Annotated in this window: 8 protein-coding genes; 6 read left to right on the top strand and 2 right to left on the bottom strand. The window is 68.2% G+C overall.

Annotated features, from left to right (window positions below):
* The first annotated feature begins 131 nt into the window (after positions 1–131).
* Together QI450_RS11490 and QI450_RS11485 are read left to right on the top strand one after the other, a co-directional pair.
* The gene (locus tag QI450_RS11490) at positions 132–3,350 is read left to right on the top strand and encodes an ATP-dependent DNA helicase (RefSeq protein WP_309485674.1); all 3,219 of its coding nucleotides are present in this window, start codon (positions 132–134) and stop codon (positions 3,348–3,350) included.
* Positions 3,347–6,871, top strand: coding sequence for an ATP-dependent DNA helicase (locus tag QI450_RS11485; RefSeq protein ID WP_226773809.1), 3,525 nt, complete (start codon positions 3,347–3,349; stop codon positions 6,869–6,871). The genes QI450_RS11490 and QI450_RS11485 overlap by 4 nt, the downstream gene beginning before the upstream one ends.
* Here the strand turns inward: QI450_RS11485 and QI450_RS11480 are convergent.
* Positions 6,868–8,178 carry a macrolide 2'-phosphotransferase gene (locus QI450_RS11480; RefSeq protein ID WP_226773810.1) on the bottom strand — a complete coding sequence of 437 codons (1,311 nt, stop codon included), beginning with the start codon at positions 8,176–8,178 and terminating at the stop codon, positions 6,868–6,870. The two genes, QI450_RS11485 and QI450_RS11480, sit on opposite strands and share 4 nt — an antisense overlap.
* A gap of 195 nt (positions 8,179–8,373) precedes the next feature.
* Here QI450_RS11480 and nudC point away from each other — a divergent pair, with 195 nt between their 5' ends.
* The 3 genes from nudC (at position 8,374) to QI450_RS11465 (ending at position 12,366) form a co-directional block, all read left to right on the top strand.
* The gene (gene nudC / locus QI450_RS11475) at positions 8,374–9,441 is read left to right on the top strand and encodes an NAD(+) diphosphatase (protein WP_226773811.1); all 1,068 of its coding nucleotides are present in this window, start codon (positions 8,374–8,376) and stop codon (positions 9,439–9,441) included.
* A gap of 196 nt (positions 9,442–9,637) precedes the next feature.
* Positions 9,638–11,728 (top strand): ATP-dependent DNA helicase UvrD2, encoded by a 2,091-nt coding sequence (locus QI450_RS11470; RefSeq protein WP_226773818.1) that lies wholly within the window; start codon positions 9,638–9,640, stop codon positions 11,726–11,728.
* Positions 11,728–12,366, top strand: a complete 639-nt coding sequence (locus tag QI450_RS11465; protein ID WP_226773812.1) for a M48 family metallopeptidase — start codon at positions 11,728–11,730, stop codon at positions 12,364–12,366. The genes QI450_RS11470 and QI450_RS11465 overlap by 1 nt, the downstream gene beginning before the upstream one ends.
* 52 nt (positions 12,367–12,418) lie before the next feature.
* Here the strand turns inward: QI450_RS11465 and QI450_RS11460 are convergent, their stop codons facing one another.
* Positions 12,419–13,852 (bottom strand): zinc-dependent metalloprotease, encoded by a 1,434-nt coding sequence (locus tag QI450_RS11460; protein ID WP_226773813.1) that lies wholly within the window; start codon positions 13,850–13,852, stop codon positions 12,419–12,421.
* Between the two features lie 340 nt (positions 13,853–14,192).
* Here QI450_RS11460 and QI450_RS11455 point away from each other — a divergent pair, with 340 nt between their 5' ends.
* A complete protein-coding gene (locus QI450_RS11455) occupies positions 14,193–15,221 on the top strand; it encodes a S16 family serine protease (protein ID WP_226773819.1) in 1,029 nt (342 codons plus the stop codon).
* Positions 15,222–15,391 lie beyond the last annotated feature (170 nt).

Genomic DNA, 15,391 nt, shown 5'->3' with positions numbered 1-15,391 from the left:
CATCTCCACCGGCTTCCCTGGCTCAGGCACCAGGAGGGTCCGAAGCCGGGACGCGCCGAGCTGCCAGGCCGGGCGGCTCCGGTTCCGCGCTCCGACTGCTGCCGCCAAAAAAACTGCACAACGCTGTGCCTGTGTTGTCGGCAGACCAGCTCGCCGCCGTCGACGTCCCACACGGCTCCGGCCCCGTTCTGATCCCGGGAGCGCCGGGAACCGGCAAGTCCACTGTGCTCGTTGAGGCCGCCGTCCGGCGGGCCCGGCGCGATGGACTCGATCCGGAACGGATCCTCATCCTCGCCCCCGGACGCCTTGCCGCCGATTCGCTCAGGGACCGCTTTACGGCCCGGCTGGACCGCAGTTTAAGTACGACGCCGGCACGCACCTGGGCTTCATACGCCTTCGATCTGATCCGGCGCGCCAAAGCGGAAGGGATCCTGCCGCTGCCGCGTCCGCCGAAACTCCTCTCCGGCCCGGAACAGGACCTGATCATCAAGGAACTGCTGGAGGGCCACGCGGAGCCCGGACTTGAGCTGCCCTGGCCCGAGGACCTGGCGGCCGCACTGCTGACGCGGGGCTTCCGCCAGGAAGTCCGCCAGCTCTTTGACCGGATCATCGAATCCGGCCGGACGGCCGAGGACCTTGTGGTCCTGGCGCGACGTTGCCACCGGCCGGACTGGGTTGCCGCAGCCGGACTCTATGCGGAGTACCGCGACGTCCTGGACCTGCGGATGCCGGAATCCTTCGACCCGGCCGGCATCATCACCGCGGCCCGGCAGATCTTCCAGGACGAGCCGGACTTTCTGGCCGCTGAACGCGACCGGCTCCAGCTGATCCTGGTGGACGACATGCAGGAAGCCAACCCCGCCGTATTCGAGCTGCTCGCGGACATCGCCGCCGGCAAGGAAGCGCTCATTACCGCATCGCCGGACACCGTAGTCCAGGGTTTTCGCGGCGCCCGCCCGGACCTTGTCGCGGAGCTCCCCTGGTTGCTGGCCCCCGTCGACGGTGTTGTGATCGAACGGCCGCTCCGGACCGCACACCGCCACAGCCCGGCGGTTGCTGAGGCCTGGCTTTCGGTTGCCGGACGGATCTCCAGCAGGGCCGGCGGGCAGTCCGCTCGCCAGCTCGAGCAGCCGCCCGCACCGGATCCGGACCCGGGAACCGCCGCCGGAGCCGTTGAAGCGCACCTGCTGCCGTCGCCGGTGCACGAACTGCGCTACGTGGCACAACGGATCCTGGAAGCCCAGCTCACCGACGGCCGCGACCTCGGTGACATCGCCGTGGTCGTGCGCAACGGCGGCCAGCTCAGCCAGCTGCAGCGCTACCTCGCGGGTCAGGGGATCCCGGTCCGGATCCCGGTGGCGGAATCCGCTGTCCGCGACGAAGTCGCCGTCCGGCCCCTGCTCAATGCCTATGCCGTTGTGTTGGACCCTGCCGCACTCAGCCCCGAAGCGGCAGTGGCGCTGCTGACCTCGCGGATCGGCGGGGCCACCGCGATCGAGCTGCGGCGCCTCCGCCAGTCCCTGCGCCGGGAGGAGCTCCTGGGCGGCGGCGGCCGCACCAGCGATGTGCTCCTCGTCGAGGCCCTGCTGGAACCGGGCGCGCTCGGGACCCTCGGCATTGAGGGCACCTCTGCACGACGGATTGCACGGATGATCCAGGCTGGCCGGGTTGCCGCCCAGGCTCCGGGCGGCAACGCCGAAACGGTGCTCTGGGCACTCTGGAACTCCACCGGTCTTGCCGCGCGTTGGACCGAGGCGGCGCTGGCCGGCGGATCGGCGGGTGCCCGTGCTGACCGGGACCTCGATGCCATGATGGCCCTTTTCCACACGGCGGAGCGCTTTGTGGACCAGCTGCCCGGGTCCGGACCCGAGCAGTTCCTCGAGTACCTGCTCAGCCAGGAACTCCCGATGGACACCCTCGCGGCACGGGCCCAGCTGGAGGACGCCGTTGAACTTATGACCCCGGCCAGCGCTGCCGGCCGGGAATGGCCCGTCGTCATCGTCCCCGGCCTGCAGGAAGGCGTATGGCCAAACACCAGGCTCCGCGGCGAACTGCTCGGCAGCACACTCTTCGCGGACGCCGTCGAGCACGGCGTGGAATACGCCCTGCAACTGGATCCCCTCAGCAGGCTGCGCGAAATCCGCTACGACGAGCTGCGCAGCTTCTCCACTGCTGTGTCGCGGGCCACGGAGCAACTGATCTGCACGGCCGTGTCTTCCGAGGATGAACAGCCGTCGTCGTTCCTGGACTACGTGGTGCCGCTCCGCCCCGGCCAGGACCGGCGCGCTTTCACCCAGGTTGAGCGCCCTCTTACCCTGCGCGCCCTCGTCGCCGAGCTGCGCCAGTACGCCCAGCTCGACGCCGGAACTCCGGAAGCCCTGGAAGCCTCCGACGTTCTTGGCACATTGGCCGCGGCTGAGCCCGCCGTACCCGGCGCGCATCCCGCGAGCTGGTGGGGGCTGGCCCCGCTGTCCACGGACGATCCCGTTGTTCCCCCAGGCGGCACTGTCTACGTCTCGCCTTCGAAGGTGGAGACGGTGCAGAAGTCGCCGCTGGACTGGTTCGTCCAGGCTGCCGGTGGCGAAGCCGCCACCGACTTTGCCCGCAGCCTGGGCACCCTGGTCCACGCCATCGCGCAGGACCTGCCCGATGCTTCGGGCGGTGAATACGTGGCTGAGCTCATCCGCCGCTGGCCGGCGTTGGGGATGAAGGACAACTGGGAAGGCAAACTGGACTTCCAGCGCGCCGAAACGATGGTTCGTAAACTTGCCCAGTACGTGCTGGTGATGCGCAGCGAGGGACGGTCCCTGGTCGGCGTCGAGCTGGACTTCGAAGTCAAGCTCCCGGACCTTGGGGCCGGGAACGGAACGGCCGGCGCTGACGCGGGCGCCGACGGGGGCCCTTGGCCTGCCCGCCCGGCCGTGCTGCGCGGCCAGGTCGACCGGCTGGAGATCGACGCCGAGGGCCGGCTCGTTGTGGTGGACCTCAAGACCGGCAAACGGCAGCCGGGCAAAGCCGAGCTGGCGCGGCATCCGCAGCTGGGAGCGTACCAGGCTGCGGTGCTGGCCGGAGGTTTCGCCGGTTCCGACGACGGCCCGCCCCCGCTGCCCGGCGGTGCCGTCCTGGCCCAGCTGGGAACCGGCACCAAAAGCCCTGGCATCCAGTCCCAGGCAGCGCTGGACCCCGCGGAAAACTGGGCACTGGACATGGTCGGCGACGCTGCCCGGGTGATGTCCGGGAGCGCTTTCGAGGCCCGCCATGATCCGTCCAAAAGTGGCCACGGTGGCCACGGCTGCCGCCTTCCCGAAGTCTGCCCGCTGTGCCTGCGGGGAAAGCAGGTTACCGAATGAGCACCGAAACTGCCCGTTCCGCCGTTGCACCGGCAGCACTTCCAGTCCCCAGGTTCACCCCGGCGGAGCTCTCGGCCCTGCTGGGGGAGACCAACAGCCCTACAGCCGAACAGTCGCAGATCATTTCCTCACCCCTGTCGCCGCGGCTCGTTATTGCCGGCGCCGGTTCGGGCAAGACCGCCACGATGGCAGACCGCGTGGTGTGGCTTGTCGCCAACGGCTGGGTCCGTCCGGAGGAAGTCCTCGGCGTAACCTTTACGCGCAAGGCGGCCGGCGAACTGGCCAGCCGGATCCGCGCCAAGCTGGCGGCGCTGCAGCGTATCGCCGCGTCCGACACGCAGAATCAGGTGTTCCCCGCCGGGCTGCTCAGTACCGATGCACTTGAACCCAAGGTCTCCACCTACCACTCCTACGCCAGCGGCATTGTGTCGGACTACGGGCTGCGGCTCGGCGTCGAACGCGACGTTGTGCTCCTCGGCGGCGCCCAGGCCTTCCAGCTCGCCAGCGAAGTCGTGGAAGCCTACGACGGCGACTACGAACACTTCCGATCCGCAAAATCCACCCTGGTCAAGGCAGTCATCCAACTGGCGGGCGAGTGCGCTGAGCATCTCCAGGAACCCGCCGGCGTCCGCCGCTGGCTGCTGGAGCGGGTGGCCGAGTTTGAGCAGCTGCCCTACCTCGCAACCGCCACAAAGAATCCCAGCCAGGCCGTCGCCGAGCTCAGCGGACTGCTGCGCACCCGGGCCAGCGTCGCGGACATGGTGGGGCGCTATACGGACGCCAAGCGTGCCCGCGGTGCCCTCGACTTCGGGGACCTCGTGGCCCTCGCCGCCCGTGTGGCCAACGAGATTCCGCTCGCCGCGGAAACCGAACGCCAGCGCTATAAGGTGGTGCTGCTCGACGAATTCCAGGACACCTCACACGCCCAGCTTGTCCTTTTCTCCCGGTTGTTCAGCGACGGCCATGCGGTCACCGCGGTGGGCGATCCCAATCAGTCGATCTACGGCTTCCGCGGAGCCTCCGCCGGCCAGCTCTTTCATTTCGTCCGCGAATTCCCGGCGCGGCTCGGAGCCGGCGAAAGACCAGCCGGCGTCGGTACCGGTGCCGACGCGGCAGACAGCACGGCGGGCTTTGCCCTCGCGCCGACGTCCTACCTCACCACGGCATGGCGCAACGGCCGGACCATCCTCTCGGCCGCCAACGTCATTTCCGCGCCGCTCAGCGCCGCCGCGGCCCGGACCGGCCCGGCCGGTGAACGGGACAAGGCCGGGGGTGTCGAGGTGCCGCCGCTGCAGCCCAGCCCCGCCGCGGTCCAGGGCCGCGTGGTGATGGGCCGGTTTGGCACCGATGAGGATGAGGCCGCGGCGATCGCGGGCGACGTGTTGAAATTCAGGGTGACAGACTTCAGCGGGACGGCAGGGGAGCCTGAACCGCCCGCCATGGCGGTTCTGTGCCGCCGGCGCGCCCAGATGGAATGCATTCGCCGCGAATTCGAAGTGCGCGGGATCCCCTATGAAATCGTCGGGCTCGGCGGTCTGCTGGACACCCCCGAAATCGTGGACCTGGTTGCGACCCTCCGGGTACTGGCCGACCCCGGACGGTCCGATTCGCTGATGCGCCTGCTGGCCGGGGCACGCTGGCGGATCGGGCCCGCGGACCTGATGGCCCTGCGCGACTGGTCCAGCTTCCTGGCCCGGCGCCGCGGCCGCCCCGGCGCCGCTGACGACGACGTTACCGTTGACGACGGCGCGGAGGCGGTGGTGATCGAGGGCGACCTCACGGACGCCGCGAGCCTGATCGAGGCACTCGACTGGCTCCCGCGTGCGGGCTGGACCTCCGTGCACGGCCGCCAGCTCGGTGCCGAGGCGCTGGAGCGTCTCCTCCGGCTTTCGGCGGAGCTCCGGCAGTTGCGCGGCTATATGGGTGACGACCTGACCACCCTGCTTGGTGAGGTGGAGCGGGCGATGCTCCTGGACATCGAGGTCGCCGCACGGCCGGGGATCAGCATTCACCAGGCCCGCCGCAACCTGGACGCCTTCCAGGACGCTGCTGCCGGCTTCCTGCACACGTCCCAGCGGGTGGATGTGCTGGCGTTCCTGGCCTGGTTGGAGGCCGCGGCCGCCGAAGAGAATGGCCTGGATGCCGCGGCGCCCGAAGTGAACCATGAAGCCGTGCAGCTACTGACGGTACACGCTTCCAAAGGCCTGGAATGGGATGTGGTATTTGTGCCCGGGCTCAATGCCGGGGCCTTCCCGAGCAGCCGGGACTCGCGCTGGAGCAGCGGCAGCGCCGCACTGCCCTGGCCGCTGCGCGGGGACCGCTCGGACCTTCCGCAATGGGACCTCGACCACCCTGACCAAAAAGGCTGGCTCGACGCCGAAAAGGACTTCAAGTCCGCCGTGCAGGTTCACGGCGAGGCCGAGGAACGTCGGCTCGCGTATGTGGCCTACACACGCGCCAAACATGTGCTCTGGGTTTCCAGCGCCGCCTGGGTCGGCTCGCGGGCCGGGATGGCGGACATGTCGCCGTTCCTGGCCGAACTTGAGGTGCTCGCCGCCGGCGGCGCCGCCGTGATCCACCCGTTGTCCGTCAGCGAGGAATCATTGCCGCAGGAGAGTCCGTTGACCTCGGAACTGGAGGTCGCGGGGTGGCCGTATGATCCGCTGGAGGGGCCCGTTGATCCTCGCAGCGGCGCCCGGCTGCGCCTCATTCCCGGCCGGCGGACGGCCATGGAGTCCGCTGCCGGGCGGGTGTTGGGATCCATGGGTCCGAAAGTGCCGCCGGATGCCGGGCCGGATGCCGACGCCGGTGTCGCCGGAGCAGACACACGCCGGCAGCTGCGTGGCCCCGCGGCCGGGTGGGCGGACGAGGCAGCGACCCTGCTGGAGCGCCGTTCCCGTCGGAGCACGGTGCAGGACGTTCACCTGCCGGGGCACATCTCCGCGTCCACCCTGGTGGATCTCGAGGACGACGCAGGCTCCGTCGTCGCGAGGCTGCGCCGCCCGGTACCGCGGGAGCCGGGTATGTCGGCCCGCAAGGGCACCGCATTCCACGCCTGGGTCGAAGAGTACTTCGGCGCAGCCGGCATGCTGGACCTGGAGGAAGCTGCCGGTTCCGATGGCCACATCGATGCAGCCTACGGGCTGGACAGTATGGTCGAGACGTTCCGCCAGTCCGAGTGGGCCGATCGCGCCCCGGCGTACGTGGAGGTTCCGGTGGAGACCCGGGTCGGTGATGTGGTGGTCCGGGGCCGGATCGATGCGGTCTTCCGGGACTCCGACGGCGGGTGGGATCTGGTGGACTGGAAGACCGGCCGCCGGCCGTCGGCCGTCCAGTTGAAGACCAAATCTGTCCAGCTGGCCGTCTACCGGCTGGCCTGGGCCCGGCTCAAAGAAGTCCCGCTGGACCAGGTTCGGGCGGCGTTCTACTACGTGGCCGACGACGCAGTAGTCAGGCCGCACGATCTGGGTTCGGCCGAACGGCTCGAACAAATCGTCGCCGCTGCCCTCGGAACCGGCTAGCGGGTCTTCGGCTCGACGATCGCGAGCGAGGTCGTGGAGGTGTCGTCGGCCGGGTTCGCCGCCTCCGTCACCGGGGCGGCTTCGTCGGCGGGGGCGGTTTTGTCCCCGCCCACGACGGCGATCGACTGGGTTGAGGAGTCCTCGATTGCGCCCGCGGGGGCCGGTTCGTCGGGGATTGCAGTGACGGAGACGCTGGCTCCTGCGGTGCCAGCGGGCCGGTCGACGTCCGCGGCACTGTCGTTCGCTGCATCGTCCGCACCGGCGGTTCCGAGGGGGATCGGTGTGACCAGGACGGCGGGTGCGGCGCTGCCCGCCGGAACAGCGGCAAGCCTTGAATCCGGTTCCGGGGCCGGTACGGGCTGGGGGAGCGGTTCAACGCTGATCGGCTGCCCGCCGTGTTCCGCGACGTCCTCGGCGAGTGCGGTGAGCATGGATTCCGCCTCGTCGATCATGTCCTGGTTTGCGGCGGCGATGCCCTTAACGAGGTACTGCGCCAGGGCGAATTCGGCGGACAGCGCCGCTCGCCGCAGCAGGTGCGCGTCCGGTACGTCGCGCCGGGAAGAGGTGTAGTGGGTTAGTACGGATTCCACAAATTCATGGTCGTTGGACGCGACCAGCCAGGCCATGTCATCGGCCGGGTCGCCGATCCGCAAGTCTGTCCAACCGGTCACGGCGGTCACACGGTCGCCGTCCACCAGCAGGTTGTCCTCGTGCAGGTCGCCGTGGACCACACACGGATTGAAGCGCCACAGGGACACGTCTTCCAGGGCGTGTTCCCAGCGTCGCAGCAGCAGCGCGGGAATCATGCCGGTGGTCGCGGCCTGGTCCAGTTCGTTGAGGCGGCGCTGACGGAACTCGTTCGGGGTGTAGCTTGGCAGGTCGGCGTTGCTGACCAGTGAGTGGGGCAAGTCGTGGATGGCGGCGAGGGCCGCCCCGATTTCGCGGGCCACGGCCGATGATGCGGCGCCGAGTTCCTCGACTGATCGGGTGGATCCGGCCAAATGGGAATACACGAACGTGCTCAGCGGTCCCTGTCGGACGGTCCCGGCGACGGTTGGCATCAGGAAAGGAAGCTCTGCCCGGACGCCGGGGGTGAAAGCGCGCAGTATCAGGAATTCAGTTTCCAGGCGGGCGCTGGCCTCGGCATGGCGCGGCGAGCGGACGCGCCAGCGCTTGCCCTCGGAATCCAGCAGGAGTGCCGAATCGAAGTCTGCCGGATCGTCGGGCGCAGAGCTGACGGCGGTCGGTGTCAGCCCGGGCACTGCCGCGGTTGCCACAGCTGCCAGTTCGATTGGTTTTCTTCTCACGCTCCCACGGTAGATTGAGCGGCGCCCAAGACGGCGATGCAGCACGGCGAGTCTGAAAGATCGGGAATAATTTGCGGTGTGGTGCCGCGGTGCCGCGGTGCCGCGTGCGTCTCCGCGTGTGGCTGGACACGTGCGGCTGCCCACATACGGGGCGAACAAATGTCAATTGTCAGCGGGAGTCAGTACGGTAGGTACATGAGTCTTGCGGAGAATCCGGCACCAGAGAACCACCCCCGCGACGCCGCCTCAGCCTCCCCGCCTGCAGCCTTGGCCGCCAACCTGCTTCACGACGCAATTCTTCCGGTCCGCCCGGCGCTGATTGACCGCGGTTCCGCAGCACGGCTGAAGCCGGGAATGCTCGAGGAGCTCATCGCTGGCGGCGGCGCCCGGGCCATGGTGCTCTCCGGCCGGCAGGCCCTCATCGACGGCAGCAGCCTGGTGCTGCTGGACGCGGCAGAACTTGCCCGCCACCTGAAGGACACGGCGTACGCCCCGGAGCAGCTGATTTACCTGGGAACGGCACTGCCCGGATCGGACCTTGCGGCGGGCACCCAGTTGGTCCTCTTTATCCTGCCGCAGCAGTTCGAGGTTCAGGCCGAGGAATTCGAAGCCCACATCGCCGGCATCCCCCGGGGTGCGCAGTGGGCGGGATTCCGCGAAGTGGCCGCCGCCCTGAACCCCGCGGACACCGCCCTCTTCATCGAAGCCAGCGCCATCGCCAACTGGCATGCCACACATACCCACTGCCCGCGCTGCGGCACCGCTACAACGACGGAGAGCGGAGGCTGGGTCCGCCGTTGTCCCGCCGACGGATCGGAACACTATCCGCGCACCGATCCGGCCATCATCGTCACAGTGGTGGGTCCGGACGGCCGGCTGCTGCTCGGCGGCGGCGGCCCGCTCGATGCGAAGAACTATTCCACCCTGGCCGGCTTCGTCGAACCGGGGGAGTCGCTGGAGCAGGCAGTAGTGCGCGAGATCGGTGAGGAAGTGGGCGTGCGGGTCTCCGCCTGCCAGTACCTCGGTTCCCAGTCGTGGCCCTTCCCGGCCTCGCTGATGCTCGGTTTCACGGCCACCACCGCGGACGCAGAAGCCACACCCGACGGCGTCGAAGTGACCCGGGCACGCTGGTTCAGCCGAAGCGAACTGCAAGCGGCAGTACTCAGCGGAGAGATCGTCATCTCCAGCAGATTGTCCATCGCCCGTGCCCTGATCGAACACTGGTACGGCGGGCTCATCCAGGACCGTGCGGACAACGTATGAGGAGCCCCTCCTGACCACCTGCACCGGCATCCCCGCGCTGAGGGTCCCGCCGCGTATCCACCGCACACCCTCAAACGACTGAGCAGCAACAGTGAACAAAGATCTCTTCCAGTCCAGTGACTTCCCGGCAGTTCGGCCAGACGACCGCCCGGATGCCGAGCCTCCGGCGCCGGACAACCGTTCCCTTGAGGAACGCATCCTCGGCGGCCTGGACGCTGAACAGCGGGAAGTTGCCAGTACCCTGCAGGGCCCCATGTGCGTCCTCGCCGGGGCAGGCACCGGCAAGACCCGCGCCATCACCCACCGAATCGCCTACGGGGTGCACTCCGGCGTCTACAACCCGCAGCGGCTGCTGGCTGTCACCTTCACCTCGCGGGCCGCGGCGGAAATGCGCAGCCGACTCCGGGACCTCGGTGTCGGGAACGTTCAGGCCCGCACGTTCCACGCCGCCGCGCTGCGCCAACTCCAGTTCTTCTGGCCCCAGGCCGTTGGCGGCGTCCTGCCAAACCTGCTGGACCACAAGGCCCAGATGATTGCCGAAGCGGCACGGCGGTTGCGGCTCAGCACCGACCGCGCGTCCATCCGCGATTTGGCCTCGGAAATCGAGTGGGCCAAGGTCTCCATGCTGACGCCCGCCAACTACCTGGAGAAAGCCCAAGGCCGCGGCGCCCCGGGCGGCTTTGACCTGACCGCCGTCGCCCGTGTCTTTCAGTCCTACGAGGACGTCAAAACGGACCGGAACGTAATCGACTTTGAGGACGTCCTGTTGATCACTGTGGGCATCCTGCAGGAGGACCCGAAAGTCGCAGCCACCGTCCGGGAGCAGTACCGCCACTTCGTTGTTGACGAGTACCAGGATGTTTCGCCGCTGCAGCAGCGGCTGCTGGAGTTGTGGCTTGGCGGCCGGGACGAGCTCTGCGTCGTCGGGGACGCCAGCCAGACCATCTACTCCTTCACGGGCGCCTCGCCGAAGCAGCTGCTTGGTTTTAAGGCCCAGTACCCTCAGGCCGCAGTGGTCAAGCTGATCCGCGACTACCGCTCCACCCCGCAGGTGGTACGGCTCGCCAATGAGTTGTTGGCCGGCCGGCGAAGCGCCGGGCCAGCCGCCGACGCTGCCTGGGCCACGCCTCTGCAACTCGTGGCGCAGCGCCCGACCGGACCGGTGCCGCAATTCACCGAGTGTTCCGATGACGAAGCCGAAGCCGCAACCGTCGCCGTGAAGGTCCGTGAACTCCTTGACGCCGGCACTCCGGCCAGCCAGGTCGCCGTGCTGTTCCGCACCAACGGGCAGTCCGAGGCCTATGAGCAGGCACTGGCCTCGGCCGGTATCGGCTACCAGTTGCGCGGCGGTGAACGGTTCTTTGCCCGCAAGGAGGTCCGCGACGCCATCCTGCAGCTGCGGGCGGCTACCCGGGCCGTCTCCGAAACGGCCAGCCCCGAGCCACTGGGACAGTTAGTCCGCGACATCGTCGCCTCGCTCGGCTATACGGACTCGGCTCCGCACAGCGGCGGCGCGCTCCGGGAACGCTGGGAATCGCTCGCTGCGCTGGTTGCGCTGGCCGACGAACTCGTGATCAGCCGCGGCGGAGCGTTCACCCTGGCGGATTTCGTCAATGAACTTCAGGAACGCTCCCTGGCCCAGCACGCCCCCACCGTCCAAGGTGTCACGCTTGCCTCGCTGCACGCCGCCAAGGGCCTCGAATGGGACGCGGTGTTCCTCGTGGGGCTCAGCGAGGGGCTGATGCCGATCTCCTTCGCCGACAGCCCCGAATCCGTGGATGAGGAACGGCGCCTGCTGTACGTGGGGATCACCAGGGCCAGGGAACACCTGTTCCTGTCCTGGTCCACCGCGCGCACCCCGGGCGGCCGCGCCAACCGAAAGCCCTCGCGGTTCCTCGACGGCCTGCGGCCCGACTCTGTGGCCAGCTCCTCGGTCCGCGGCAAGGGGGCCGCGCCGCGGCGCAAGGCGGCCGTGCCCGCTACCTGCAGGGTCTGCGGCACCATGCTCTCCTCCGGCGCAGAACGCAAGGTGGGCCGGTGCAACCAGTGCCCGCCCAGCTACGAGGAGCAGACTTTCGACGCGCTCCGGCAGTGGCGCAAGGAAAAAGCGCTCGAAGCCGACGTCCCGGCTTTTGTGGTGTTCACCGACGCCACGCTGACTGCCATTGCCGAAGCACGGCCGGACTCCCTCGAACAGCTCGCCACTCTTCCCGGGGTGGGGCCGTCGAAGCTGGAGAAGTACGGCGAGGCAGTCCTGGCAGTGCTGGTCGAAAGCACCACACTCTAGTGGCCGGGAGCACCACGCGGGCAAGCGGCCCGGCAGCGTCCGCACCCACACCCCTTACCACCACCGACGGCTCGCCGGTGGAAGTGCGGCGCTCCGCGCGTCGACGCCGGACCGTTGCCGCCTTCTGGGAAAACGGCACCGCAGTTGTCGCCATACCGGCCAGCTTCAGCCGGGCCCAGGAACGCGAGTGGGTGCACCGGATGCTTGAGAAGCTGCGGCGCCAGGGGGAGCGCAGCGCCGGGCGACGCCGTCCGCGCAACGATGCCGCCCTCGGGGCGCACGCCGCCGCACTCTCCGCAAAGTACCTGGGCGGCCGGGCCGAACCGTCCTCGGTCCGGTGGGTGGGCAACCAGAACTCCCGTTGGGGGTCCGCCACGCCGTCGGAAGGGACCATCCGGCTCTCTGACAAGCTCCAGCCCATGCCGCAGTGGGTCATCGACTATGTGCTGTTGCACGAATTGGCGCACCTGCTGGTCGCCGGCCACAACGCGGCGTTCTGGCGTTTGCTCGAGGCCTACCCGGAGACTGCGCGGGCCAGGGCCTTCCTTGAGGGGGTTTCCTTCGCGACATCGCGCGGCCTGGCACCCGGCAACACAGACAATGGTACGGACGGCACAGCAGGCGTTTCCTGCGGATAGCGCCTTGGCCCACCCCGGCCGGAAACGCAGCCGGGGGCGGGCGACTGGCTGTTTAGGACTTGGGCGTGTCGCCTGCGTCGGTTGCGTCGTCAGGGCCGGCACCGCCGGGTTCTTCCCCGGCCGGCCGGTCGCCGCCGGGTTCGTCGAAGCCGCCGCTCAGCAGCTTCTGGAGGGCGTCGTCAACCTCAGAGTCGCTGGCTTCGGCCAGCTTCCGGCGCTCGCTGAAGCCTTTGGGATCGTCCAGGTCTTCGGCGGTGGGCAACAAATCGGGGTGCTGCCAGATCGCGTCGCGGCCCTCGGTCCCGCGTTCCTCCTTGAGCGAGGCCCACAGTGCTGCGGCTTCCCGCAGCCGGCGCGGACGCAGCTCCAGACCTACCAGGGAGGAGAACGCGTGTTCAGCCGGTCCGCCCGAGGCGCGGCGGCGCCGCACGGTCTCCCGGAGCGCCGCGGCCGCGGGCAACAGCTTCTCTGTGGCGGCCCAGCTCAGTTCATCAACCCATCCCTCCACGAGTGCCAGGGCGGTCTCAAGTTTTTCGAGCGCCTGGTCCTGGGCGGGGGTTCGCTGGGGCATAAAGACGCCTTGGGACAGGGCCTCCTGGATACCCTCCGGATTGGCCGGATCCAGATCGCGGGCGAGTTCGTCGATTTTCGAGGTGTCGATGTGGATGCCGCGGGCATAGGCCTCGATCGCGCCGAGCAGGTGACCCCGCAACCAGGGGACCTGCACAAAGAGCCTGGCATGGGCCGCCTCCCGGACCGCAAGGAACAGCAGGATGTCGTGTTCCGGCAGGCTGAGGCCCTCGCCGAATTTGGCCACGTTGGCCGGCAGCAGTGCCATTTCGAGATCGGCCAGGGGCACACCGATATCCGTCGAGCTGACCACCTCGGCGGACAGTGCACCGATGGCCTGGCCCAGCTGCATGCCGAAGATCGCCCCGCCCATGTTCTGCAGCATGGAGGAGGCACCGCCCATCATGGACTTCATTTCCTCCGGCATCTGCTCCGTCATGGCTGTGGAGAGTGCCTTGGCGACGCTGTCGGCCACCGGTTCGGTCAGCCGCTTCCAGGTTCCGAGAGTTTCCTCGACCCACTCGGCCCGGGACCACGCCCGGCCGATCAGTCCGGTGGCCGGCAGGTCCGTGACCTGGTCAAGCCATAGTTCCGCGAGCCGCAGCGCCTCATCGACCTCGCGGGACTGCTGTGCCGTGATGGACGGGTCGGCGCCGCTGGCGGCCACCCGGCGGGCGTTTTCATGGGCCAGCTCCCAGTTCACGGGGCCCTCGGAGGATGAGCTCATCATGGCCTGAACCTGGGAGAACATCTGGGCCAAAAGCTTGGGATCGTCCGGAAGGCCCGCGGCTTTTGCTAATTCCGCGGGGTCGATGTTCCCCATTCCCTGCCCGCCCATCAGGTTCTTCAGCATTTCGGCCAGCGGATCCTTGGGTTCCTCGTCGCCGTTGGACGGATTAAGTGGGTTGGAGGTCATGATCCCGCCGATCGTCGGTGTGGCTGCTTCTGAAGTTCACGCTACCCCGCAGCCAGCAGGCTGTCTGCTGAAACGACTGCGCGTTCGCTGTCGGCAAAGAGCCAGGCCGGCCGCCGAGCGCGTAGTGTTGGGAACTGGAATATTGGCAGGCGCAAGCCGCGGCGCATTCTGCGGACGCAGTGCGCCAATCGGGGGTCCGCGGGGCTCCCGCGCGGCGGCAGGGGGAGGTCCATCAGTGACAACTACGCAGGGTGAGCAGGCCGGCAGCCAGGTCGGGGGCCGACGGGCACTCCTCGCGAGGCCAGGCCGGAGCCAGCGTCGTGACAAGCGGTCCTCGGCGATGTTCGTCTCGGGCCTGCTGGCGCTGGCGCTCGGCGTCACCGCCGTGAGCCTGCCTGTCCCGTACGTCGTGGAATCACCGGGACCGACGTTTAATACCTTGGGCACGGACAACGGCACACCGGTCATCAGCGTCACCGGCCACGAAGCGTTTCCCGCCAAGGGAAACCTGGACCTGACCACTGTTTATGTTGATGGCGGGCCCAACGGACCGGTATCGGTCTTTGAGGCGTTCTCCGCCTGGCTCAACGGTTCCAAAGCCGTATATCCCGAGGAACTGATCTTCCCTAAAGGGGTAACGAAAGAACAGTCCCAGCAGGAAAGCGCCGTCGCCATGACCACTTCCCAAGAGAACGCTGTGGCTGCGGCGTTGGTTGAGCTGGGAATCGCGTTCGAGCAGAAATTGCAGGTTGCAGGTGTCCCGGAGGGCTCCGCTTCCGCCGGGAAGCTCCAGAACAACGACATACTCGTGTCGGTCAACGGAAAGCCGGCGACGGCGCTGAGTGCCATCCAGGCTGAACTTGCCGCCGGCGACGGCGCCCCGGTGAATGTCGTCGTCGACCGTGGCGGCAGCAATGTGACGGCCAGCATCACGCCGTCGAAGACCTCATCCGGCCGGTTCATCCTTGGGATCATGCTGCAGTACAAATTCACTTTTCCCTTCGACGTCAAAATCTCCCTGGACCAGGTCGGCGGACCCAGCGCCGGGATGATGTTCGCCCTCGGCATCGTGGACACGGTGACCCCGGGAGACCTGACCGGCGGCAAGCACATCGCTGGCACCGGAACAATCACTCCCGACGGCGCCGTTGGCCCGATCGGCGGCATCAGCCAAAAAATGCACGGTGCACGGTCCGGCGGCGCCACTTTGTTCCTTGCACCGGCGGCGAACTGCGACGAGGTTGTTGGGCATATTCCCGCCGGGCTGCAGGTTGTGCGGGTCGAAACTCTGGCGGATGCACGGCACGCAGTCGACGTCGCCGCGTCCGGAACCGACATGTCGGGCCTGCCGGGTTGCGCCAGCAACTAGACTGGCCGCGGAACTAAGATCAGCTGCCACTCGTGGCACTTGATGACGGCGTCGGCGATCTGTTGGCACGATGCCGGCGGTGGCTAGAATTCAGTAACGCCCGATTCCTGGATCGACGTGCCGCACCGATAACTAAAAACCAGTAACTGTCTACCAGCTATGAGGTACCG

The sequence above is a fragment of the Arthrobacter sp. EM1 genome (assembly GCF_029964055.1).
In the GTDB taxonomy this organism is placed as follows: Bacteria; Actinomycetota; Actinomycetes; order Actinomycetales; family Micrococcaceae; genus Arthrobacter.
Note: the sequence above shows the minus strand (reverse complement) of the source record. Positions and strands in the feature narration are given on the sequence as shown.

Bases quoted from the DNA above. Each gene is read 5' to 3' on its own strand.
- QI450_RS11455 (WP_226773819.1), top strand. From the start codon at position 14,193: ATGTTCGTCTCGGGCCTGCTGGCGCTGGCGCTCGGCGTCACCGCCGTG.
- nudC (WP_226773811.1), top strand. From the start codon at position 8,374: ATGAGTCTTGCGGAGAATCCGGCACCAGAGAACCACCCCCGCGACGCC.
- QI450_RS11485 (WP_226773809.1), top strand. From the start codon at position 3,347: ATGAGCACCGAAACTGCCCGTTCCGCCGTTGCACCGGCAGCACTTCCA.
- QI450_RS11460 (WP_226773813.1), bottom strand. From the start codon at position 13,852: ATGACCTCCAACCCACTTAATCCGTCCAACGGCGACGAGGAACCCAAG.